Origin of the sequence: Candidatus Pelagibacter sp. Uisw_127 (assembly GCF_047722515.1) — a bacterium.
GTDB lineage: Bacteria > Pseudomonadota > Alphaproteobacteria > Pelagibacterales > Pelagibacteraceae > Pelagibacter.
The window spans coordinates 36,995-59,856 of sequence record NZ_CP159815.1 but is presented as its reverse complement, the minus strand read 5'-3'; the positions used below and the strand labels follow the sequence as shown (position 1 = coordinate 59,856).

Here is a 22,862-nt window from a genome sequence, read left to right as displayed (position 1 = left end):
ACAGATTATTTTATTATAAATTTTAAACTTTTAAAGGAAGAACTTTAAGAAGAATCTTATTTCTTAATGGGTCAACATCAAGCTGATTAAGCGTACTGATTATAAAATATAATGTATCATCATCGATATCTTTTATCTCATCTTGCCCAATAACCTCAACAATTCGCAACATAGCAGCTGCCATATCGGAAGTATTAATAAATATTTGAATATCAGAAGGTATTTCTGACTCTTTTATCTCGTATAAATCTTTAAATTTTTTTGATACTTGAATGCCGTCTGACTTAAAAGTTTCAACTAAAATGATGTCTTTTTTTGAAAAGAAATATTTTTTATTTTTTTTAACTTTTTTCAATGAATCATTTAAATCTTTAGTTATATTTTTTAACGAAGCACCACCTTTGAAATAGTTAATCAATTTTGATTGATGTAAAACTTTGTTATTTATTTTAATACTGGTTAATTCAGTTTTATCTAAATCAACATAGTTGTTATAAAAAGAGCTAAAATTAGAAGGAACTTCTTCTTTTTCAATCTCTTTTAAAAACGTTCTTAGCTCTACATCAAATGCATTTTCCATGCCTTCATTTTTGAATGAATTCTTTAAAGCATTTATTAATAGAAGTTTACTTTCAATTTCAGTAGTAATTAAAATTCCTTGATAAATTAATGCTCTTGATTCAACAGCAGATAATACTTTTGTGGATTCTTTAATATTTAATAATTGATTAATATTGAATTGAAATCTTTTATAAAGTTCAAATAATTCTTTTTCTTCATAATGTTTTTCATGTGTGGCTTTTTCAATACGATTAATCTTATCTATATCTGTAATCTCTATATCTTTAGTGTTACCTAATAAATTTGATGCTGATAAATATTTCCAAATTTGTTTAGATGTAGAGTCCTTAGGTTCAAATTTAAATTGGGGATTGGTCCTGTGTGATAGATGAAAATCTAAAATTGTATTTTCTGATATCTCTAAATCTGGTTCATTAGAATATCCCATTAAAAAATTTATTTTTTTTTCATAAAATTTATTATCAAAACCTACTTCTTTTTTTAAATCTAACAATAATTGAGCTTCTTCTTTTTTGTTATTATTAATTAAACAATAGATATTAAATTTTGATAAATAATCATCCTGAATTAGACCTTTAATGTTAGAAAATATCTCACATGCCTTTTTTATTTTAGATCTAGAAAGATAATCATTCACCAATAGCTTGGTAAGCTTGGGGTGGTCGTTGATTATTTGATTTTTTATTAAATAGTTTTCAATTAATTGAAGATTAGAATTTTTAATAAGCCAGTTTGATTTTAATTGTAAGAATTGATCTTTCGAAATATTTATTTCAGGATAATGAGCATTAGTTAAAAGTAAAATATCTAAAATTTCTGAAGCATCTTTTGAAAGATTCATTTTATTAATTCTTTTAAATATATTTAAGATTTGATCTCCGTTTGAATTAGACCACATATTAATATTTAGTCCATTTTCTGCTGGATCATACAGCCCTACAATTTCGATTTTATTTGAGGTTAATTCCTGATCTTCTTCTATATTTATTTGATTATCTTTTTGGGATTGCATTTTATAAATGCTATTCTGTGTAACATTTTTTTCTTCATTGTTTTCAATTATATCAAAATTTTCAACAGCTTTTTTCTCTTCAATATTCCATATATCAATAGGTTCTTGAGATTGAGCAGTAAATCCAAAAAATAAACAAAATAAAATAAATGATAAATATTTTTTATTTAATAATTTTAAGTTTTTCATTTGAAATGATTTTTTCAATTTCTTTATTAGGGGATGGAAAATCAATTTTGTTCAATAATATCAATGCACCAAGAATAACAATCAAAACTAATGTTATTTTAATTATAAAGTTTTTACTTGTGCCAGTACTTGTATTTTTTGAAAATTGCATGTAATCTGTATTAATTCCAAATTAAGACATATTTGTGTTTTTTCAATAAAGAAAGCTTATGAATTTAATTAAAAACCTCGTTTTTTTAGGCATGATGGGGTCTGGAAAATCTTCTATTGGCAATTTAGTTTCTAAAAAGTTAGATCTTCCATTTATTGATATAGATAATTTGATTGTAGAAAAAGCTGGAATGAGTATTTCAGAAATATTTGAGAAAAAAGGTGAGGTATATTTTAGAAATCTAGAAGAAAAAATTACACTCAAAACTTTAAAAAAAATTAAAGTTGTTATTTCTCTTGGTGGTGGTGGATTTATTAATGCTAAAATTAGAAAAGAAATTCTTGCTAACCATTTTTCATTTTGGCTTAATTCAGATGAATCAATTTTAGTTAAAAGAATTAAAGATAGCAAAAAAAGACCTCTCGCATTTAATTCAACAGATCGAGAAATAAGAGAAATAATTAAAAATAGATCAAAAATATACACAAATGCACAATTTAAAATAAACTGTAATAAACTTACAAAAACTGAGATAGTAAAAAAAATTATAAAAATTTATGAACTTAATTAAACTTCAGGTAAAAACTACTAGTCACAAATATCCAATTTTTATAGGGAGTGACATCTTAAATAAACTTAAGGTAATTTTAAAAGAAAATTTGATTAGTTTTAATCAATGTCTTGTTATTGCTGATAAAAATGTACCAAAAAAACTAATAGATAAAGTCTTAAATGCTTTACCTCAAAAAAAAATATCTCTTCATTATTTTAATTCTAGCGAAAAAAACAAAAATCAAAAAAGTATTAATAACATTTTATCTATTCTGCTAAGTAAAAATTTTAATAGAAACGATTGTGTGATTTCCATTGGAGGTGGTATTACTGGAGATGTTTCTGGTTTTGCAGCTAGTATATTTAAGAGAGGGTTAAAATTTATTAATATACCTACCACTTTGCTCTCTCAAGTAGATTCTTCAATTGGAGGAAAAACAGGGATAAATAGCAAATATGGTAAAAATTTAATTGGTGCGTTTTACCAACCAAGTTTGGTAATTTCTGACATTGTTTTTTTGAAATCTCTGCCTAAAAGAGAAATTATATGTGGGTATGGAGAAATTTTAAAACACGCTATAATTGCAGATAAAAAATTTTTTACCTTTTTAGATATAAATGGTTCTCAAATTTTAAACCTTAAAAGTCCCTTAATAGAAAAAGCAATTTTCAAAAGCTGTTCTATTAAAAAGAAAATTGTTGAAACTGATGAAAAAGAAATGGGTATAAGAAAAATTTTAAATTTCGGACATACATTTGCTCACGCTTATGAGGCGACGCTAGGTTATTCAAAAAAACTTAATCATGGGGAATCAGTTATTCTAGGTATTAAAACAGCTGCAAAATTTAGTTTATTAAACAGTATTCTAAGTATTAAAGACTTTAACTTGATTGAAAATCATTTGAATAAACTAAACCTTCCAAAAAATATTAATAAATTCTTTTCTATAAAAAATTTAAATAAAATATTGTCTTTTATGAAAAAGGATAAAAAAAATAATACGAAAAAAATAAATTTAGTCTTACTTAAAAAAATAGGGTCTCCAATACATAAACTACAATTTGATGAAAAAAAAATTAATCTTTTTCTAAGAAAAGAATTAATTAAGTAGTATTTGAATAGAGTGAATGTGTTCTTTTAATTCCCTGTCCAAAGCACTATAAATTTTTTTTGTTGATACTATCTTGCTTGATTTAGCAAGTTCTTCCGAATTTATTATAAGTTTTAAATGAAATTTTCCTTCTTGGTGGCCCTTATGATTTTTATGTAAAAAACTTTTATCCTCAATTTTGAGATCCTGAATAACAATTTCTGTTTCAAGCTTATTTTTAACAATTGCAATTAATTCATTTATATTCATAAGTATTATTTTATTATTATATAACATGAAAAATATTTGTGACTGGAATAATTGCTTGGAAATTGGTGAATATAAGGCGCCAATTGAAAAAGATAATAGCAAAAGCTACAGACTGCTTTGTTTAGCTCATGTTAAAGAATTTAATAAAAATTGGAATTATTTTAAAGGAATGGATGATGAGCAAGTGTTTGATTTTTTAAAGTCTGATATGACTTGGCATAAACCTACACAAAGCTTCAGTTCTTCAGATAATTTTTTTAAAGTTCTTTGGAATAACACTTTAAAAGATGAATTTGATAAGACTAAACTTAGAGGTGAATATAATCACATGAATCAGTTCAAGTTTGATGCCAACGATATTAAGGCTTTTAGTATTTTGGGTGTTTCAGTTGGTTTAAAATGGGAACAAATACAAGACAAATTCAAAACTCTTGTCAAAAAATTTCACCCTGATATTAATTTAGGAAATAAAGAATACGAAGAAAAACTTAAATTAATCACTTTAGCTTACACCCAGCTAAAAAACACTTATAGGGAAAAAATTGACACCTAATTTAAATATACAACCAGATATCAAAATGTCTTTAAAGCAATCTTTTGGAATTGATTCAGATATGGAGGTTGATGCATTCTCAAAAAAAAGTGAGTATGTACCTGAAATAGATAAAAATTATAAATTTGATAGAGATACTACACTTGCAATCATATCTGGTTTTGCCTTTAATAAGAGAGTTTTAGTTCAGGGATATCATGGAACTGGCAAGTCAACTCACATCGAACAAATTGCAGCAAGATTAAACTGGCCTTGTATTAGAGTAAACTTAGACAGTCATGTAAGTAGAATTGATCTTATTGGAAAGGATGCAATTGTTGTAAAAGATGGGAAGCAAGTTACAGAATTTAAAGAAGGTATTTTACCTTGGTCTATTCAAAATCCTGTTGCACTTGTTTTTGATGAATATGATGCTGGAAGACCAGATGTAATGTTTGTTATTCAAAGAGTATTAGAAGCTGAGGGAAATTTTACTCTTTTAGATAAAAATAAAGTTATAAAACAAAATAAATTTTTTAGATTATTTGCAACCTCTAATACGGTTGGGTTAGGAGATACAACTGGATTGTATCACGGGACACAACAAATAAATCAAGGACAAATGGATAGGTGGAATATAGTTACATCTTTAAATTACTTAAGCCTTGATAAAGAAATGGAAATTATTTTGGGAAAAAATAAAAATTTGAATAACCCCAAAGGTAAAGAAAAGATATCCAATATGATTAAAGTAGCCTCTTTAACTAGAAAAGGTTTTATAGCAGGAGATATTTCAACAGTTATGAGTCCTCGAACTGTCTTGCATTGGGCTGAAAATGCAGAAATCTTCAAAGATACTGGTTATGCATTTAGAGTTACATTCTTAAACAAATGTGACGATATTGAAAAGAGTACTATAGCTGAATATTATCAAAGATGTTTTGGTGACGAATTACCAGAGTCAATGGTTAATATTCAGATTTAAATGAGCAATAAAGAAGATAATTTTAAAGAACAATTTAAACAAGCTTTAATCTCCACTGCAAAAGTAATTTCAGAAGATTATAAGCTGAATGTTAAAAAAATTGATAAAAATTTTAAATCGAAAAAAGTAGATTTTTTTGATGCGACAAATTTATCTCATAGAGATGACTTTATTAGATTGAGAGCTGAAGCAGATTCGGGTGCGCTTAAAAAAAAATTTTCCAATAAAGAGATATTTAATAAAAACTTACCTAATAATCCCTCTTGTAAATCTCTGTATAGTATTGCTGAAAAAATTAGATATGAGGTTTTAGGTGGAAGAATGCTTAAAGGTGTCGAAAAAAATCTGAGCGAAAATTATAATCAAAAAATAACTTCAGTTCGTAAAGATCAATTAAAAAATAAAGAAGATGTTCCTATAACAGAAGCTTTTGAACTTTATATGTTAAAAAAATTTTTTAATTTAAAGCTTAATGCTGTATCTTCAAGAATGTTAAGCTTTTGGGAAAAAGATTTTAGCTCCTCCATTGATAAGCATCTGGACTTTTTAAATAAAAATTTAGAAGAGCAAGATAACTATGGGTTAAAATTTTCAGAAATTCTTCAAAGTATGGATATTTTTAATTCAAATAATGATGAGAACAATGATGATAATGATGAAAAAGATAACGAACAAGAGAATAAATCAGAAAAAAATGATGATAATCAATCAGATGGTAAAGAAGAAAAAAATAAGCAAGATGAGACTCGGGCAAGCCTAGACGCAGGCTTTGATCTTAGTGACCAGCAAATGGATGAGCAATTTGAAGATTCTGATTCTCTAAAAGAGAGTACAGATAATGTAATACAAAAAACTAATTTAAACAATATAGACCAAGAATATAAAATTTTTACTTCAGAATTTGATGAAATTGCAAAAGCTGAGACCTTAGAAGATATAAAAGAAACACAAAGATTGAGAAAGAGTTTAGATCAACAGCTTGTTGGCTTCCAAGACCTCATAACAAAACTTGCAAATAAGTTACAAAGACAACTACTTGCAAAACAAAATAGAGCTTGGGAGTTTGATTTAGAAGAGGGATTATTGGATAGTTCTAAACTAACTAGAATTATTATGGATCCATATAATTCACTATCCTTTATGAAGGAAAAAGATCTTGATTTTAAAGATACGATAGTAACTTTGTTGATTGATAATTCAGGATCAATGCGCGGACGTCCTATAACAATCGCGGCACTTTGTGCGGATATATTATCTAGAACCTTGGAAAGATGCTCTGTGAAGGTTGAGGTATTAGGTTTTACGACTAAAAACTGGAAAGGTGGAAAAAGTAGAGAAGCTTGGACCAAAACTGATAAACCGAAAAGTCCCGGAAGACTTAATGACTTAAGACACATAATATATAAAGGAGCAGACACTCACTGGAGACAAGCTAAAAATAATATAGGTTTAATGCTAAAAGAAGGGCTATTAAAAGAAAATATAGACGGAGAAGCTATATCTTGGGCTTACAATAGAATTAAAAAAAGAAAAGAAGAAAGAAAAATTCTAATGGTCATTTCTGATGGTGCGCCAGTAGATGACTCTACTTTGTCAGTTAATTCAGGAGACTTTCTAGAAAAACATTTGAAAAAAATGGTTAAATTTATAGAAACGAAAAGTGATATTGAAATTTTAGCAATTGGTATTGGACATGATGTTTCTAGGTACTACGATAAGGCTATTAAAATAACCGATGTGCATGAGCTTGGAGATGTGATGATTTCTCAACTAAGTGGTCTATTTGAAAATAAAAATAAATTGCACTAAAGGTTTATAAGATCTTTATTTTTCCATTTAATACTAACTTCAGCACCACTTCTTGTTTCTGAATTTTTACATAAAATATCTGCATAATTCTTTTCAAGCAAAGTTTTACCTATGAAGATACCAAGACCTAGTCCTGATTTAGATTTTATAGAGGATTTATAAGACTTAATATAAGGTTCACCAATATTTCTTAACACATCTTTGGAGTATCCTTCACCATCATCCTCAATTATAATTTCTGTAGTGTCATTATCACTTTTTAAAATTATGAAAACTTTGCTGTTTGAAAATTTATTTGCATTACCAATAAAATTTCTTAACCCATAAACAACCTCAATAGATTTAGTAATATTTAATGAATTTAAATTTTGATCAAAATTTAGAATAAATTCTTTTTTACTTATTTCCTTAAAAGACTTTATAATTTCATTTAAATAGTCAGCTACAGATAAATCTCTATCAATAAAATTATCCTCAACAATGGGATTTAACGTTAATCTTTTTAATATTTTGCTACATCTTTCTATTTGACTCACCAAAAGACTGACATCCTTTTTAGCTTCATCATTATCTTTAAATTGTTCTAATAAATCTGAGGATATAATTTTTATAGTAGAAAATGGAGTACCTAAAGAATGAGCAGCAGCAGCAGCTTGACCGCCGAGTGACAAAAGCTCGTGTTCTTTCGACATAATTTCTTCCATTTTGTTTAGGGCTTCTTTCCTAATCCTAGATTCTTTTCCAAAGGTTAAGGCAAAATAGTTTAAAAAAATTAAAGCAATAATTAATGAGACAGGAATTGAATAATAATAACTACCATCAACATGAAAATGTTCACTAACTGGGTAAGGCAGTGGTTGGTTAAAAAAAGTAAGAAAAATAATTGTTAAAATAGTGATGCCAACTAACAATAAATTACTCTTAAGGCCTAAGTTTGATGATGAAAAAATAGCTGGAATTATTAAAAAAATTGAGAAAGGATTTACAATTCCTCCTGTTAAATAAATTAAGCCACCTAACATTAAAATATCAATTAATAAAAAAATAAATGCTGTTTTATCTAATAGCTGTGTATTCTTATTAAGATAAATTAAATAAAGATTGCTTAGTATTCCAATTAAAATTATTGAATTTTCTAAAATTAAATCGAATTTAAAATCAAAAATAAAATATATAAAGTTTACTGTTATTAACTGACCAATAATAGCTACCCATCTTAGATTGATGTATGTAGATTTTTTTAATGAAAAATATTTCGAAGTTTCGAAAAACTTCATTATTAGATATCTAAATTTTGAACATTAATTGCGTTAGAGACAATAAAATCTTTTCTTAAAGCAACGTCATTACCCATCAAGGTATGGATAAGGTGTTGGTCTTTTTTTAAATCTTTTGAATATTGAACTTGTAGTAAATTTCTTGTCTCCGGATCTAAAGTGGTGCTCCATAGTTCTTCTGGATTCATTTCTCCTAAACCCTTGAACCTTTGAATGCTCATTTTAGATTTTTCCTCTTCATAGGCTTTGATAAATTCTTTGCTTCCTTTTTTAGCTTTTTGTAATTCTTTGTTATTTTTTAGAATATAATTTTCTAATTCACTTTCGTCTTTTATATAAATTCCTTTTGTACCTTTATTAATCTTAAATAATGGTGGTTGAGCAAGGTAAACATGTCCATTTTCTATTAATTTATTAAACGGCTTATTATTAAAAAATGTTAATAGTAGTGCTCTAATATGTGATCCATCAACATCTGCATCGGTCATGATAATAATTTTTCCGTACCTTAAATCTTTTAAATCTATATCCTCAACCTTTGGATCAAGACCAAGGGCATTAATTAAAGTAACAACTTCATTAGATGACATCATTTTAGCTAACGATTTTGTTCTGTGTTCACTTCCATCTCTGTTACTATTTTTTTTAAGAGCAATCTCCTCAACATAAGTATTAAGAATTTTTCCTCTTAATGGTAATACTGCTTGATTTGATCTGTTTCTGCCTTGTTTTGCTGAGCCACCTGCAGAATCTCCCTCAACTATAAACAATTCAGTCCCTTCTTGTTTTCCTATTTGACAGTCAGCTAATTTTCCAGGTAATCCACTTAATTCTAAAGCACCTTTTCTCCTTACATTTTCTCTCGCTTTTCTAGCCACATCTCTTGCAAGTGCTGCCTGCATTACTTTTGCTAAAATAATTTTAGATGTAGTTGGATTTTGATCAAACCATATTGATAGTTTTTCACTAACAATACTTTCTACTATCATTCTTACCTCAGATGAAACTAACTTATCTTTTGTTTGAGAGGAAAATTTTGGATCAGGTATTTTTGCTGAAATAACGCAAGTAAGACCCTCTTTAATATCATCACCTGATATTGTTAATTTATTTTTTTTTAGCAAATTATGTTCTGTTGCATATTTATTGATTACTCTAGTTAATGCACTTCTAAATCCCAGTAAGTGAGTACCTCCATCTTTTTGATAAATATTATTTGTATAGGGATAAATATCTTCACCGTAGCTAGCATTCCACTTTAAAGAGCATTCGATTTCAATATTATCTTTTTTACCCTCAATATAGATAGGTTTTTTAAATAAATCATTTCCAGTCTTATTTATAAGTTTTTCTCTTTTTTCATCTAAAAAATTAACAAATTCTAAAACACCTCCATCAAATTTAAATATAATTATTTTTTCTTTTTTTAAGTTTAAATCATTTACCGTTATTTTTATTCCTTTATTCAAGAATGCTAGTTCACGCATTCTTTTAATAATTATATTTGGAGTAAATTTTATAGAAGAAAATATTTCTTTTGATGGCAAAAATGTTATTTGGGTACCAGTTCCTTTTGATTTGCCTATAACTTTAAGGGGCGCTTTTGAAGCTCCATCTTTAAACTCTATAAAATATCTATTTCCATCTCTATCTATTTCTAATTTTAATTTTTCTGATAATGCATTTACAACTGAAACCCCTACACCATGCAAACCACCTGATACTTTATATGAATCATGATCAAATTTTCCACCCGCATGTAGTTGGGTCATTATAACTTCTGCAGCAGACATTTTTTCGCCTTTATGCATATCTACTGGTATTCCCCTACCATCGTCTCTAACAGTGATAGTTCCATCAGAATTAATTTTAACATCTATATTTTTGCAGTGTCCAGCTAAAGCTTCATCTATTGAGTTATCCACAACTTCATAGACCATGTGATGCAAGCCAGTCCCATCGTCTGTATCACCAATGTACATACCCGGTCTTTTTCTAACTGCCTCAAGACCTTTTAAAACTTTAATTGAGTCTGCTTGATATGTCGAATTATTTTTCATATTTAATATATTAGAATTCGTTTTTTATATCATTTATTCAATAAATTGGATTAATTTAATGATTTATCTTAAGTTCAAATGCTTTAAAAAGCCCCTATTTTAAATAATAATTTCATTTAAAGTAAGTTTATACAAATCAAAAAAAATATATTCAAAAATAATAGAATCTTTCTACGGACAGAAATACTCCCAAACAACTTTGGCAAAGTAAATAAAAAATTATATAGCATCGGTCTTAAAAAAATTAATCAAATAAATGCTGATTATTATTTTACAAATATTTAAGCTAATGGCGGAGAGACAGGGATTCGAACCCTGGGTACTTTTAACAGTACACACACTTTCCAAGCGTGCGCTTTAAACCGCTCAGCCATCTCTCCTATTACAGATTATTTTTATAATAACACATTGATGTATTTTTTATGTGATATATTTTTTTTTCTTTTTCAAGTTCATGGATGTATTTACAGACATCCTTACTGGATTCCTTGCCTACAACATAATCGTGCCAAATGATTATTCCTCCATATGAAAGCATTTCAAATGCTTTTTCAGAATCGTTTTTCACAACACTATAAGTGTGACCTCCATCAATAAAAATTAGGTCAAATTTCTTCAAAAAATTTACCGTTTTAAACTCTCTAGAATCAATAAAGATTATATCAATTTTTGATTGAACTTTTTTTCCAGAAAATAAAAATTTTTCATAATTGCTTTCTTTTAAAATATTTTTGATTGAGATATTGTTATCTTTTTTAGACAAGTTAAGGTTTTTAGACTGCTCTTGACTTAAAGTTAAGCTTATAATTTTTGTATCTTGACTAGAATTTAAAGCCATTAAATACGTATTTTTTCCACTGCAAGTTCCAAATTCAAATATATTTTTACTAATTTTACTCAAACAAGAGAGTATCCAAGATTCATAATCGGTTGTCATTCCAACAATCTTATAACTCTGAGGAATACTAAAACTTTTAATAATTAAATCATCACTTGGTCCAAGTAAATTATCAGTTATTTTATTTGGTTTAAAAATTTCGTGAACATTTTCTATTTCAACAGATTTAATTTTTTTTTTAAATAATCTTCTTATTTTTTTCTTATTATAATAATATAAAATTATTAATATTATAATTATTAAGAAGTTAGACATCTTTATTAATCTTTAACACACCGATAAAAGCTTCTTGAGGTATTTCTACTTTTCCAAATTGTTTACCTCTGGCCTTACCTTTTTTCTGTTTATCAAGTAATTTTCTTTTTCTATCTCTTGCTCCACCACCGTGAATTTTAGTTAATACATCTTTTTTAAAACCTTTTATTGTTTCTCTTGCTATAATTTTTCCACCAATTGCAGCCTGTACCGGGATCATAAAATTATGCCGTGGAATTAAATCTCTTAATTTTTCACACACTTCTCTTCCAACTGTTTGGGCAAAATCTTTATGAACCATCATTGATAAGGCATCTACTGGTTCCGCATTTACAAGTATTCCAAGTTTCACTAAATCGCCCTCTCTGTGACCAATGATCTCATAATCAAAACTAGCATAACCACTCGTCATTGACTTTAGTCTGTCGTTAAAATCAAATACAACTTCATTTAAAGGTATTTCATAGTTTAAAACTGCTCTATTTCCAGAATAACTTAAGTTTGTTTGTACTCCTCTTTTATCTTGGCAAACTTTTATAATTGCTCCCAAATACTGATCTGGAGTAATAACTGTAGCTTTAATCCAAGGTTCCTCAATATAGTTAATTAATGTGGGCTCTGGTAAACTTGAAGGGTTTTGTAATTCTATTACCTCACCTTTATTCATGTGAACTTTATAAACAACACCTGGTGTTGTGGTTAATAAATTTATATCAAATTCTCTCTCTAATCTTTCTGTAATAATTTCTAAGTGTAGTAAACCTAAAAACCCACATCTAAATCCCAACCCTAAGGCAGAAGAGGATTCTGCTTCATATGAAAAACTAGCATCATTTAATTGAAGTTTACCCAAGCCATCTTTTAGTTTTTGATATTCAGAGCTGTCGACAGGAAACAATCCACAAAATACTACTGGTTTGCTTGGTTTAAATCCAGGCAATGCTTCTAGAAGTGGTTTGCTTGCGTCACAAATGGTATCTCCAACTTTTGTTTCTGATAAGATTTTTATTCCTGTTGTTATAAAGCCAATTTCTCCAGCATTTAACTCATTAACATCAGTTGCTTTTGGGGTAAATACACCTACTTTTTCAATTATATATTCCTGGTTTGTCGACATCATTTTTATTTTCATGCTTTTGGAAATTTTTCCATCGATAACTCTAACCAAAATAACCACTCCTAAATAAGTGTCATACCAGCTATCAACTAATAAGCATTTTAAATCCGCTTCTTTTTCTCCTTCTGGCGCTGGAAGTGATACAATAATTTGTTCAAGAATGTCCTCTATACCCTCACCTGTTTTTCCAGAACAGGGTATCGCATTTTCAGTATCAATACCGATAACATCTTCTATTTGCGTCTTTGTTTTTTCTAAATCTGAAGCCGGTAAATCAACTTTATTTAAAACAGGAACTATTTCATGTTTAGTATCTAAAGCTTGATAAACATTTGCTAATGTTTGTGCCTCTACTCCTTGAGTACTATCAACAATTAAAATAGATCCTTCACACGCATACAGAGATCTACTAACTTCGTAGCTAAAATCTACGTGTCCCGGAGTATCAATAATATTTAAGATATACTCTTTACCATCTTTTGCTTTATAATTAAGTTTAACAGTTTGAGCTTTAATAGTTATCCCTCTTTCTCTCTCAATATCCATTGAGTCTAAAACTTGAGCCTTCATCTCTCTTTCTGTAAGGCCACCACATGTGTGAATTATTCTATCTGCTATAGTAGATTTACCGTGATCTATATGGGCAATAATTGCAAAGTTTCTAATATGATCAATTTTTGGCATGATTATGATCTAATCTTTGCACCAGTTTTTGATTCGACAGCTGAAATAATAAGTTGATTAATTTTATTTAAATCATCTTCTGTTAATGTTTTCTCTAAAGATTGGATCGTTACATTTAATGCAATTGATTTTTTACCTTCAGGAATATTTGTTCCTTCATAGACGTCAAATACTTTGACAGATCTTACTAATTCTTTGTCTACATTATAAATAATCTCGATTAATTCTTGAACTTTAAAATTTTTATCTAAAATAAAAGCAAAATCTCTTTCTGATTTTTGAAAATCTGAATATTTATATTGAGTTTTTTGATCTTTTAATGGTTTTTTTGGTTTTTTTAAGTTATCTAAAAATATTTCAAATCCTACTAACGCTTCAACTTTAATGTCTAATTTTTTTAATATGCTTGGATGAATATCACCAAAAAAAGCTACTACTTTTTCTTTTCCTTTATTTAAAAATATTCTTCCTGATTTTCCTGGATGATAATAGCTTGGTGTTTCATCATCAATATAGAGTTTATCTTTATTGTAGCCTGCTTCAACCAAACTTTTGATAACATCACTTTTGACGTCAAATACATCAACTAGTCTTTCTTTTTCCAACCAACTATGTCTAGACAATTTTCCTGACCTTAATCCACAAACTACAGTCTGCTGCTCTCCTGGTTGTAATCCTGAAAAAGTTGGACCTATTTCAAATACTGATAAATCTTTAAATCCCCTTCCTAAATTCTTATTCAGGTGAATAATTAAATTAGAAAAAATTGAACTTCGCAATACATCCAAGTCTGAACTTATAGGATTGATTATTTTAATTTTTTTTTTATCTTCAATGAATAGTTGGTTAACTTTACTATCAGTGAAAGACCATGTAATAGCCTCAAGATAACCCTTGGATGCAATAGATCTTTGTAAAAAATGAAATAATTTTTGTTTTAAATTTAATGTTGGTTTTTTTCTAACTTTTTCAGGTTCAATAATTTTAATTTGATCATAACCTTTAATTCTTACAAGCTCTTCTACTAGATCAACTTCTTGAAAAATATCAGGTCTCCAAGATGGTATAATGACATCTAGTAGCTCTTTATCTTCCCTTGTTTCAAATCCCAGATTATTTAGGATTGTGATCATTTCTTTGTTATCGATATTAAATCCAGTAATTTTTTCAAATAAAGAAGGATTAAATTTCAATGATTTTTTTTTAACATCCTCAATTTTTTGAGTATCAAATTCACTAACTACACCACCACATATTTCTTGTATTAAGCTAGCAGCTCTCTCAAGTCCCTGCTCAATTGATAATGGGTCAATACCTCTTTCAAATCTAAATTTTGCATCAGTATCTATATTCAGTTTTTTAGAAGATTTTCTGATTGAACGTGGACTAAAATAAGCAGACTCAATTAATACATTTTTTGTATCTAACGCAGTTCCAGTTCTTGTGCCTCCTATTATTCCACCAAGACCCAATACACCTGATGCATCTGATATGACACACATCTCATCATCTAGTTTATATTCTTTACTATCTAATGCCTCGAATGTTTCACCTTTTTTAGAATTTCTTACAATTATTCCTTTGTCTATTTTATCAACATCGTATGCATGAAGCGGTCTATTTAAATCAAACATTACATAATTTGTAATATCAACTATTGCAGAAATAGGCTTTTGACCTAGAGAAATTATTTTTTCTTTTAACCATTCTGGACTTTCTGTATTTTTTACATTTGTAATTAAGCAACTACCAAATGATGTGCATGCCTGATTTTTTTCATTTTCAATTTTTACACTAACAGTTTGTTTATTTTTTTTATCTAATTTTTTTTCTTTTTGATTTTTTAATGTTCCTGCACCCGCTGCTGCTAGATCTCTTGCTATCCCTCTTACACCCAAACAATCTGCTCTATTTGGTGTAATGGAAATATCAATTACATTTAAAATTTTTTTTGAAAAATAATTTTCACCTATTTTTTTATCATATTTTTTTGAGGAAAGTTCTGTAATACCCTCACTTTCATTTGATAAGTTGAGTTCAGATTCTGAACAAAGCATTCCATATGATGTGACACCTCTTATTTTGCTTACCACTAGTTTCATTTGATTTTTTGGTACTACGGCGCCAGGAGGAGCATAAATTGTCAACAATCCTTCTTTTGCATTCGGTGCACCGCAAACAACTTTAACAGGATCACCTGTTCCAATATCTACATCACAAACTCTAAGCCTATCTGCATCAGGGTGTTTTTCTGCTTTCAAAATCTTAGCAATTATAAAGCTATCAAACTCTCCTGATTGACTGTCAACACCTTCTACTTCAAGTCCAACTTCTGTAAGTTTATCAATAATTTGATTTTCATTAAGCTTAGTATCAAGATGTTCTTTTAGCCAATTTGTTGTAATCTTCATCTACTTAAGCCTCTGTAGTTTGTGGGTACATCTGTTGGATCAAAACCAAAGTGATTTAACCATCTATAATCACAATCAAAAAATGCTCTTAAATCATTTATGCCATATTTAAGCATTGCCAATCTATCTATTCCTATACCAAATGCATATCCTTGGAATTCATCTGGGTTGACTTTTACATTTTTTAAAACATTTGGATGAACCATCCCACAGCCTAAAACTTCAAGCCACTTGTCTCCTTCACCAATTATTATTTTTCCATCTTTAATTTCATAGCCAATATCAACCTCAGCTGATGGTTCAGTAAATGGAAAATGACTTGGTCTGAATCTCATTTTAATCTTTTCAACCTCAAAAAACTCTCTAATAAAATAATTTAAACAACCTTTTAGGTGACCCATATTTATATCTTTATCAATGTGTAGTCCTTCTACTTGGTGGAACATAGGAGTATGAGTTTGATCACTATCTGATCGATATGTTCTACCTGGTGCAATTATTTTAAAAGGTGGTTTATCATTAAGCATAGTTCTAATTTGAACTGGAGAAGTATGTGTTCTTAATAGTAATTCTTTTTTTTCATCAAGATAAAATGTGTCGTGCATATCTCTTGCTGGATGATTGTCAGGTGTATTTAATGCTGTAAAATTATTATATTCGTTCTCAATATCGGGTCCTTCTTCTACACTAAATCCAACTTCTGAAAAAATTGAAGAAATTTCATCTATAACTTGAGACACTGGATGAATTTTTCCCTGAACAAAAGGCCTCTCTGGTAAAGTTATATCTATTTTTTCTTTTTCTAATTTTCGATTAATTTCTTTAATTTCAATATTATTGATCTTTGTACTAATTAAGTTTTGAAGCTCATCTTTTACTAAATTTAAGTCTGATGCAAATTTCTTTCTCTCTTCTTCTGTTACTTTTCCAAGCTGTTTAAATTGAGAACTAATCAATCCATTTTTACCAAATAGATCTGTTTTAATTTGGTTTACTTGATTTAAGTCTAAATTATCTTTTAACTTTAAAAGAAATTCATCTTTAATTTTTTTAATATTAGACATACTGAGAGATTATTTCTTCACCGAAGAAAAACAATAGTGAAGATTAATTTAGTGCCGATTGAGCTTTTTGAACGATCGATTTAAAGGCTTCCGGGCTATCGTATGCTATTTCTGCTAGTATTTTTCTATCTAGCTTAATTCCACACTTTGTTAAACCATTAATAAATTTTGAATAAGTTAATCCTTCAGATCTAACACCTGCGTTAATTCTCTGTATCCATAAAGATTTAAATTCTCTTTTTTTAGTTCTACGATCCCTGTAGGCATATTGCATAGCTTTTTCCATGGCCTGCTTTGCAACTCTAATCGTATTTTTTCTTCTGCCCCATTGTCCTTTGACAGCTTTTAAAACTTTTTTATGTTTAGCGTGACTTGTTACGCCTCTTTTTACTCTTGCCATTTTATCCTCTTAAACTGTAAGGCATATATGATTTAACTATTTTGCCATCTTGTTTTGACATAGTAGTTGTGCCTCTTAATTTTCTGATTTGTGAATTTGTTCTTTTAATCATTCCATGTCTTTTTCCAGCCTGGGCCATCATAACCTTGCCTGTGGCTGAGATCTTAAATCTTTTTTTTGCTGAACTTTTAGTTTTTAATTTTGGCATAATTCTGCGGACTTATACAAATATTGGAATGGATTTACAACCTCTATTAAGCCTTATAAAGGCTGAATAACCATGATCATTTGCTTCCCATCAAACTTTGGGTGTAGCTCTACTTTGCCAATATCTTGCATATCAACTTTTATTTTATCCATTAATTCTCTACCTAGGTGAGAATGTTGTAATTCCCTACCTTTAAACCTGATGGTAAATTTTACTTTATCACCTTTTCCAATAAATTTTTTTGCATTTTTAACTTTAAAATCATAATCGTGAGTTTCTGTAACTGGTCTCATTTTTATTTCTTTTAATAAAACTATTTTTTGTTTCTTTTTTGCAACATTTGCTTTTTTTTGAGCATCATACTTAAATTTACCCATATCAATAATTTTACATACAGGTGGTTTTGCATTTGGAGCTATCTCAATTAAATCTAAGCCTTGTTCTTTAGCCATTGATATAGCTTCATTAGTATTTAGTATTCCTATATTATCACCATCACTTCCAATAACCTGAACCTCTGGCGCAGTTATCCTATTATTAGACTTAGGTCCCCTGTCTTTAGTTCTTCTTTGAAAGTAATTTTGTTTAAAATCTGCCACTTAGTTTGAGGATGCTTTATTTAAAGCTGAGAATTTTTCTAAGAATAAGTTTAATTCCATATTTTCTTGTTTGTTAGTATCTAATCTTCTAATCGTTACTGAGTTACTGTCAACTTCTTTTTTACCACAAATCAACAAAAGTGGTATTTTAGATAATGAATGTTCTCTAATTTTATAATTCAAATTATGATTTTTTAAATCAACTTCAGAACTCATACCCACATCATTAATTTTTTCATTAACTTCTTTTGCGTATGCATCAAACTCTTCTGAAATGGGTATTACAACTACTTGTAAAGGGGCAATCCAAAATGGAAATTTTCCCGCATAGTTTTCTATAAGTATTCCTATAAATCTTTCTAGAGAACCAAACAATGCTCTATGAAGCATTACTGGAACTTTTTTAGTTCCATCATTGTCGACAAAAGATGCATCTAATCTTCCTGGTAAATTTAAATCTACTTGTAAAGTTCCACATTGCCAATCTCTGCCAATTGCGTCTCTTAAAACAAATTCAATTTTTGGACCATAAAAGGCACCCTCACCTTTATTAATTGTATACTCAAGTTTTGAGGCTTTAACAGCATCCAATAAAGCTTTTTCTGCCTTATCCCAAACACCATCATCACCAACCCTTAAATCTGGTCTATCTGAATATTTCAATATTACATCTTCAAAACCAAGATCTTTATAAATATCTAAAATTAAATTTGTAACAATTAAACACTCTTCTGTAATTTGATCCTCTGTACAAAAAATATGAGCATCATCTTGTGTGAAAGCCCTAACTCTTAGCAATCCATGTAATGCTCCTGAGGGTTCATATCTATGCACTTTTCCAAATTCTGAAATTCTTAGTGGAAGATCTCTATAACTTTTTAAACCTTGATTAAATACTTGCACATGGCCTGGACAATTCATTGGTTTAATTGCAAATATTTTTTTATCAGGTGTTTGAGAGGTATACATATGTTCACCATATTTTTCCCAATGGCCCGACTTTTCCCATAATGCTCTATCTAAAATTTCAGGAGTATTTACCTCTTTGTAACCTGCCTTATTTTGTCTATCTCTCATATAAGCAACTAGCTTTTGAAATAATTTCCATCCCTTTTCATGCCAAAAAACTGATCCTGGACTTTCTTCTCTAAAATGAAATAAATCCATTTCCTTTCCTAGTTTTCTATGATCTCTTTTTTCAGCCTCTTCTATTCTTTTTAAATATTCATCTAAATCTTTTTGTGAAGCCCAACTTGTTCCATAGATTCTCTGCAACATTTCATTATTGGAATCACCTCTCCAATAAGCTCCCGATACTTTTGTTAGTTTAAAATATTTACCAATTTTTCCTGTTGAAGATAGATGTGGTCCTCTACATAAGTCATGCCAGTCTCCATGAAAATATATGGAAACATCTTCTTTTTGGGGGATGCTTTCAATAATTTCAGCTTTATACATCTCTCCCTTCTCTTTAAAATGCGATATTGCTTTGTCTCTACTCCAAACTTCTCTTGTGGTTGGAACGTCTCTATCAACAATTTCTTTCATTTTAGTTTCAATTTTATTTAAATCTTCTTCCGTAAAAGGTTCTTTTCTTGAGAAATCATAATAAAATCCATTTTCTATAATTGGACCTATAGTTACTTGAGTTCCTGGAAAAAGTTCTTGTACCGCCATTGCCGTTATGTGTGCTGTATCATGACGAATAGTTTCTAGGCCTTCTTTATCTTTAGAAGTAAAAATTTTAATAGAACAATCTTTGTCTATGACATAATTTAAATCTTTGAGCTCTTCATCAACACTAATAACTGTAGCTTGTTTTGATAAAGATTTACTAATCTTTTCTGCAACCTCGAACCCTGTTACTTCATTTGGAAATTCAATACTGTTTCCATCTGGTAATGTAATTAATGGCATTTAATTTAATAATTTTTTGTACTCTGAATATGTAGAAAAACACATTTTTTCAACATTAAACTTTTTTATTATATTTTTTCTACCTTCAATGCCTATTAATTTCAATCTAGATTCATCTAAATTTAAAACTTCTATTATTTTTTTACTTAAAGATTCAGGATTATTCGACTCAAATAAAAAACCAGACACATTATTTGTTATTGTTTCATTAGATCCACCAATATCACTTGCAATTATTGGTTTTTCCATTGATTGAGCCTCGATTGCAACTCTTCCAAATGCTTCTGGCTCTATTGAAGCCGAAACAACTAAACTAGAAATTTTATAAGCTAAAGGCATGTTTTTACAATGTTCTACAAATTTTAGCTGGGGTATTAATCTATATTGCTCAGCTAATCTTTTTATTTTTTTTGTATAAACATCCCTACCTTGATCATCTCCTAAAATAACAGCATAAAAAGACTGATGTCCCAATTCTTTGTTAACAAGATTTAATGCTTCAATAAATAACTCCTGGCCTTTCCATGCAGTTAATCGACCAGGCATTAAAATTAACTTTTTATCTCTAGTTACACCCCAACTTGAAAGTAAGTTGTTTTCTTCGATTTCTAATGTTGTTGATGGGTCAAAATAATCAACATTAATACCTCTAAAAATTACTAAAAACTTTTTTTTTAAATCTAAATATTTTGAATAATTGTCTTTAATGTGTGAAAAAATAAAATTTGACCCTGCAATTACTAAATTAGATCTGACCATTACAGAGTTGTAGAATTTTTTAATTGAGCCTTTAAAATTATAAGTACCGTGAAAAGTTGTAACAAATTTTCTTCTTGTAATTTTTGTTGCAATCAAACATGACCAGGCTGGAGCTCGGCTTCTTGCATGAACAATAGAAATATTATGAAATAAGATAATAAAAATTAACGCTATTGAATTAAAAAGTATCAAAATTGGATTCTTGCTATGAACTGGAAGTTTGATTAATTTTACTTTTTTTTGATCAATAAATTTTAATAGTTCTCCTCCACAGGTAACAATATAAGAAGAGCAATTATTTTCAGGCAGATAGTGCGCAAGATCATAACAACCTGTTTCTGCACCACCATATCCGAGCTTTGGGATTACTTGCAAAACTTTTAATTTTGAAGACATTTGATACAACTATATATTAAGAATTAAATCTAATAAACTTATATGAGTAAATTTAAATACCTTAAAATCTCAAAAAATAAGCAAATAAGATATTTAGATAGCAATTATCACGAAAAAATCTACATCGTATTTTTACATGGCTTTATGTCAAATATCGAAGGGGAAAAACCTAAGGCTATTTTTAAATATGCAAAAAAAAATAAGCTTGGCTTTCTTGCTCTTGAATACTCCGGTCATGGAAAATCTACTGGTAAGTTTACAAAAGGAAATATTAGTAAATGGTCTAAAGAAGTAGAAATAACAATTAAAAAGATAGTTAAAAAAAATAAATTTATACTAGTGGGTTCAAGTATGGGGGCATGGTTATCTCTTAATCAATTTAAGTATTTTAAAGAGCAAATTAAAGGATTTTTAGGCATTGGTTCCGCTCCAGAATTTTTGCAAAATTTAATGTGGAAAAAATTTACCAAAAAAATGAAAAATGAAACCATTAAAAAAGGAATTTATAATTTAAAACATGGCAATTATGAATATCCAATTACTTATCAGCTAATAAAGGATGGAAGAAAAAATAAAATATTACATAAAAAAATTTTATCAAATATTGATATTACCATGATCCATGGGAGCAAAGATGAGGTTGTTCCACTGAATTACTCTAAAAAGGTCTTAAAAGTATTTAGTAAAGCAAACAAAAAATTAGTAATAATAAAAAATGGTGATCATAGCTTATCAAGCAAACAAGGCTTAAAAAGAATAGTCTTAGAGCTAAATAAAATTGTTTCTAATATAATTTAATCCTTCGATATAGCTTGGAAATTTTAAATTATAGTTAAAATAATTTTTTACCTTTTTATTACTAACTTTTTTAGACTCATTATAAAAATTCTTTAACATCTCATTTTTAATTTCGTTAACTTCAATTTTTTCAATATTTTTAATATTCAATATTTTTGCTCCAAATAAAGTGACCTCTTCAGATGAAGAAGGTTTATCATCAGATAGATTATATACTTCTCCTGACTTAAATTTTGATAAAGATTTAAATAATATGTTTGCAATGTCATCTGTGTGGATTCTTGAAAAGTAATGATCTCTTTTATTTATTAATTTTACATCACCTAATTTTAGGCGAACTAAAATATTTTTTTCATTAGAATAAACCCCAGATAACCTAAATATCTGAACAGGTAATTTATTATTTTTTTCTAACGAAACCCAAGAGCTTTCTGCTTTTAACCTTGCAACACCATTATTTGAGATTGGGTTTGTTTTGCTATTTTCATTAACCCACTCACCTTTATGATCACCATAGACGCTGGTGGCAGATAAATAAGTAATCCACTTTACTTTTGAACTTTCTATAAGTTTAGAAAAATTTTTTACAACTAAGTCTTCTTGATTTTCTGGTGGTATCGAAACCAAAATATGATTTGCCTCTTTTAACTTTACTACTAGATTTTGATCAAATTTTTCACTGTGAAATAAATAGCTATTATAATTAATACCCTCAAAAGTTTCTTTTGAAGATTCACTTCTAGATGTTGTTGATAGATTAATATTATATTTTTCAACGGTAAGTTTTTTTATGAAATTTTTTGCTACTTGGCCAAAACCAAAACAAAAAATATTTATATCCTTCAT

21 protein-coding genes and 1 tRNA gene are annotated in these 22,862 nt (G+C 28.5%); 6 read left to right on the top strand and 16 right to left on the bottom strand.

Annotated features, from left to right (window positions below; all coding sequences use genetic code 11):
• Positions 1-22: 22 nt before the first annotated feature.
• Both ABXT65_RS00265 and ABXT65_RS00260 read right to left on the bottom strand, forming a co-directional pair.
• Positions 23-1,783, bottom strand: a complete 1,761-nt coding sequence (locus ABXT65_RS00265) for a hypothetical protein (RefSeq protein ID WP_415323510.1) — start codon at positions 1,781-1,783, stop codon at positions 23-25.
• Positions 1,758-1,934, bottom strand: coding sequence for a hypothetical protein (locus tag ABXT65_RS00260; RefSeq protein ID WP_415323509.1), 177 nt, complete (start codon positions 1,932-1,934; stop codon positions 1,758-1,760). Before ABXT65_RS00260 ends, ABXT65_RS00265 begins: the two co-directional genes overlap by 26 nt.
• Before the next feature lie 58 nt (positions 1,935-1,992).
• Between ABXT65_RS00260 and ABXT65_RS00255 the strand changes: the two genes are divergently transcribed.
• Entirely contained in the window at positions 1,993-2,505 is a 513-nt protein-coding gene (locus ABXT65_RS00255) for a shikimate kinase (RefSeq protein ID WP_415323508.1), read from the top strand.
• Positions 2,492-3,598 (top strand): 3-dehydroquinate synthase, encoded by a 1,107-nt coding sequence (gene aroB / locus ABXT65_RS00250; RefSeq protein ID WP_415323507.1) that lies wholly within the window; start codon positions 2,492-2,494, stop codon positions 3,596-3,598. The genes ABXT65_RS00255 and aroB overlap by 14 nt, the downstream gene beginning before the upstream one ends.
• On the opposite strand, the gene ABXT65_RS00245 is transcribed toward aroB, so the two are convergent.
• On the bottom strand, positions 3,587-3,847 hold the full coding sequence (locus tag ABXT65_RS00245) for a BolA/IbaG family iron-sulfur metabolism protein (protein ID WP_415323506.1): 261 nt from the start codon (positions 3,845-3,847) through the stop codon (positions 3,587-3,589). The genes aroB and ABXT65_RS00245 overlap by 12 nt on opposite strands.
• A 25-nt stretch (positions 3,848-3,872) precedes the next feature.
• On the opposite strand from ABXT65_RS00245, the gene ABXT65_RS00240 reads away from it, so the two are divergent.
• From ABXT65_RS00240 to ABXT65_RS00230, 3 genes are read left to right on the top strand one after another with little or no spacing between them, the layout of a single operon-like run.
• Complete coding sequence (locus ABXT65_RS00240; RefSeq protein ID WP_415323505.1) at positions 3,873-4,400, top strand: J domain-containing protein; 528 nt, start codon at positions 3,873-3,875, stop codon at positions 4,398-4,400.
• 25 nt (positions 4,401-4,425) lie between these two features.
• A complete protein-coding gene (gene cobS, locus ABXT65_RS00235; RefSeq protein ID WP_415323504.1) occupies positions 4,426-5,364 on the top strand; it encodes a cobaltochelatase subunit CobS in 939 nt (312 codons plus the stop codon).
• A complete protein-coding gene (locus ABXT65_RS00230; protein WP_415323503.1) occupies positions 5,365-7,173 on the top strand; it encodes a cobaltochelatase CobT-related protein in 1,809 nt (602 codons plus the stop codon). It begins immediately after the preceding gene.
• Here ABXT65_RS00230 and ABXT65_RS00225 read toward each other — a convergent pair.
• The 12 genes from ABXT65_RS00225 to ABXT65_RS00170 all read right to left on the bottom strand — a co-directional run bounded on the left by ABXT65_RS00225 (position 7,170) and on the right by ABXT65_RS00170 (position 21,218).
• Positions 7,170-8,450, bottom strand: coding sequence for an ActS/PrrB/RegB family redox-sensitive histidine kinase (locus ABXT65_RS00225; protein ID WP_415323502.1), 1,281 nt, complete (start codon positions 8,448-8,450; stop codon positions 7,170-7,172). The genes ABXT65_RS00230 and ABXT65_RS00225 overlap by 4 nt on opposite strands.
• Before the next feature lie 2 nt (positions 8,451-8,452).
• Positions 8,453-10,510 (bottom strand): DNA gyrase subunit B, encoded by a 2,058-nt coding sequence (locus ABXT65_RS00220; RefSeq protein WP_415323501.1) that lies wholly within the window; start codon positions 10,508-10,510, stop codon positions 8,453-8,455.
• Between the two features lie 290 nt (positions 10,511-10,800).
• Positions 10,801-10,890 (bottom strand) — tRNA-Ser (locus ABXT65_RS00215).
• Between the two features lie 2 nt (positions 10,891-10,892).
• Positions 10,893-11,663, bottom strand: coding sequence for a class I SAM-dependent methyltransferase (locus ABXT65_RS00210; protein ID WP_415323500.1), 771 nt, complete (start codon positions 11,661-11,663; stop codon positions 10,893-10,895).
• Positions 11,656-13,464, bottom strand: coding sequence for a translation elongation factor 4 (gene lepA, locus ABXT65_RS00205; RefSeq protein ID WP_415323499.1), 1,809 nt, complete (start codon positions 13,462-13,464; stop codon positions 11,656-11,658). The genes ABXT65_RS00210 and lepA overlap by 8 nt, the downstream gene beginning before the upstream one ends.
• A gap of 2 nt (positions 13,465-13,466) precedes the next feature.
• Complete coding sequence (pheT, locus tag ABXT65_RS00200) at positions 13,467-15,875, bottom strand: phenylalanine--tRNA ligase subunit beta (protein ID WP_415323498.1); 2,409 nt, start codon at positions 15,873-15,875, stop codon at positions 13,467-13,469.
• Positions 15,872-16,939, bottom strand: coding sequence for a phenylalanine--tRNA ligase subunit alpha (gene pheS, locus ABXT65_RS00195; protein ID WP_415323497.1), 1,068 nt, complete (start codon positions 16,937-16,939; stop codon positions 15,872-15,874). The genes pheT and pheS overlap by 4 nt, the downstream gene beginning before the upstream one ends.
• Positions 16,940-16,982: 43 nt before the next feature.
• The gene (gene rplT / locus ABXT65_RS00190; protein ID WP_415323496.1) at positions 16,983-17,339 is read right to left on the bottom strand and encodes a 50S ribosomal protein L20; all 357 of its coding nucleotides are present in this window, start codon (positions 17,337-17,339) and stop codon (positions 16,983-16,985) included.
• A 1-nt stretch (position 17,340) separates the two neighbouring features.
• Positions 17,341-17,547 carry a 50S ribosomal protein L35 gene (gene rpmI, locus ABXT65_RS00185; protein WP_168606837.1) on the bottom strand — a complete coding sequence of 69 codons (207 nt, stop codon included), beginning with the start codon at positions 17,545-17,547 and terminating at the stop codon, positions 17,341-17,343.
• Positions 17,548-17,600: 53 nt separating this feature from the next.
• Positions 17,601-18,146: a translation initiation factor IF-3 gene (infC, locus tag ABXT65_RS00180; protein ID WP_415320915.1), complete on the bottom strand. Its 546-nt coding sequence runs from the start codon at positions 18,144-18,146 to the stop codon at positions 17,601-17,603.
• Entirely contained in the window at positions 18,147-20,063 is a 1,917-nt protein-coding gene (gene thrS, locus ABXT65_RS00175) for a threonine--tRNA ligase (protein ID WP_415323495.1), read from the bottom strand.
• Entirely contained in the window at positions 20,064-21,218 is a 1,155-nt protein-coding gene (locus tag ABXT65_RS00170; protein WP_415323494.1) for a glycosyltransferase family 4 protein, read from the bottom strand.
• Positions 21,219-21,260: 42 nt separating this feature from the next.
• Here ABXT65_RS00170 and ABXT65_RS00165 point away from each other — a divergent pair, with 42 nt between their 5' ends.
• Positions 21,261-22,016, top strand: coding sequence for an alpha/beta hydrolase (locus ABXT65_RS00165; protein WP_415323493.1), 756 nt, complete (start codon positions 21,261-21,263; stop codon positions 22,014-22,016).
• Here ABXT65_RS00165 and ABXT65_RS00160 read toward each other — a convergent pair.
• Positions 21,987-22,862: an NAD-dependent epimerase/dehydratase family protein gene (locus ABXT65_RS00160; RefSeq protein WP_415323492.1), complete on the bottom strand. Its 876-nt coding sequence runs from the start codon at positions 22,860-22,862 to the stop codon at positions 21,987-21,989. The genes ABXT65_RS00165 and ABXT65_RS00160 overlap by 30 nt on opposite strands.

Excerpts from the sequence above, each read along its gene's own strand:
- ABXT65_RS00170 (WP_415323494.1), bottom strand. The coding sequence starts at position 21,218 with ATGTCTTCAAAATTAAAAGTTTTGCAAGTAATCCCAAAGCTCGGATAT.
- ABXT65_RS00225 (WP_415323502.1), bottom strand. The coding sequence starts at position 8,450 with ATGAAGTTTTTCGAAACTTCGAAATATTTTTCATTAAAAAAATCTACA.
- rplT (WP_415323496.1), bottom strand. The coding sequence starts at position 17,339 with ATGGCAAGAGTAAAAAGAGGCGTAACAAGTCACGCTAAACATAAAAAA.
- pheT (WP_415323498.1), bottom strand. The coding sequence starts at position 15,875 with ATGAAGATTACAACAAATTGGCTAAAAGAACATCTTGATACTAAGCTT.
- ABXT65_RS00160 (WP_415323492.1), bottom strand. The coding sequence starts at position 22,862 with ATGAAGGATATAAATATTTTTTGTTTTGGTTTTGGCCAAGTAGCAAAA.
- rpmI (WP_168606837.1), bottom strand. The coding sequence starts at position 17,547 with ATGCCAAAATTAAAAACTAAAAGTTCAGCAAAAAAAAGATTTAAGATC.
- ABXT65_RS00230 (WP_415323503.1), top strand. The coding sequence starts at position 5,365 with ATGAGCAATAAAGAAGATAATTTTAAAGAACAATTTAAACAAGCTTTA.
- ABXT65_RS00240 (WP_415323505.1), top strand. The coding sequence starts at position 3,873 with ATGAAAAATATTTGTGACTGGAATAATTGCTTGGAAATTGGTGAATAT.
- ABXT65_RS00255 (WP_415323508.1), top strand. The coding sequence starts at position 1,993 with ATGAATTTAATTAAAAACCTCGTTTTTTTAGGCATGATGGGGTCTGGA.
- ABXT65_RS00210 (WP_415323500.1), bottom strand. The coding sequence starts at position 11,663 with ATGTCTAACTTCTTAATAATTATAATATTAATAATTTTATATTATTAT.
- ABXT65_RS00220 (WP_415323501.1), bottom strand. The coding sequence starts at position 10,510 with ATGAAAAATAATTCGACATATCAAGCAGACTCAATTAAAGTTTTAAAA.
- aroB (WP_415323507.1), top strand. The coding sequence starts at position 2,492 with ATGAACTTAATTAAACTTCAGGTAAAAACTACTAGTCACAAATATCCA.
- lepA (WP_415323499.1), bottom strand. The coding sequence starts at position 13,464 with ATGCCAAAAATTGATCATATTAGAAACTTTGCAATTATTGCCCATATA.
- cobS (WP_415323504.1), top strand. The coding sequence starts at position 4,426 with ATGTCTTTAAAGCAATCTTTTGGAATTGATTCAGATATGGAGGTTGAT.
- ABXT65_RS00245 (WP_415323506.1), bottom strand. The coding sequence starts at position 3,847 with ATGAATATAAATGAATTAATTGCAATTGTTAAAAATAAGCTTGAAACA.
- ABXT65_RS00165 (WP_415323493.1), top strand. The coding sequence starts at position 21,261 with ATGAGTAAATTTAAATACCTTAAAATCTCAAAAAATAAGCAAATAAGA.
- thrS (WP_415323495.1), bottom strand. The coding sequence starts at position 20,063 with ATGCCATTAATTACATTACCAGATGGAAACAGTATTGAATTTCCAAAT.
- ABXT65_RS00265 (WP_415323510.1), bottom strand. The coding sequence starts at position 1,783 with ATGAAAAACTTAAAATTATTAAATAAAAAATATTTATCATTTATTTTA.
- pheS (WP_415323497.1), bottom strand. The coding sequence starts at position 16,939 with ATGTCTAATATTAAAAAAATTAAAGATGAATTTCTTTTAAAGTTAAAA.
- ABXT65_RS00260 (WP_415323509.1), bottom strand. The coding sequence starts at position 1,934 with ATGCAATTTTCAAAAAATACAAGTACTGGCACAAGTAAAAACTTTATA.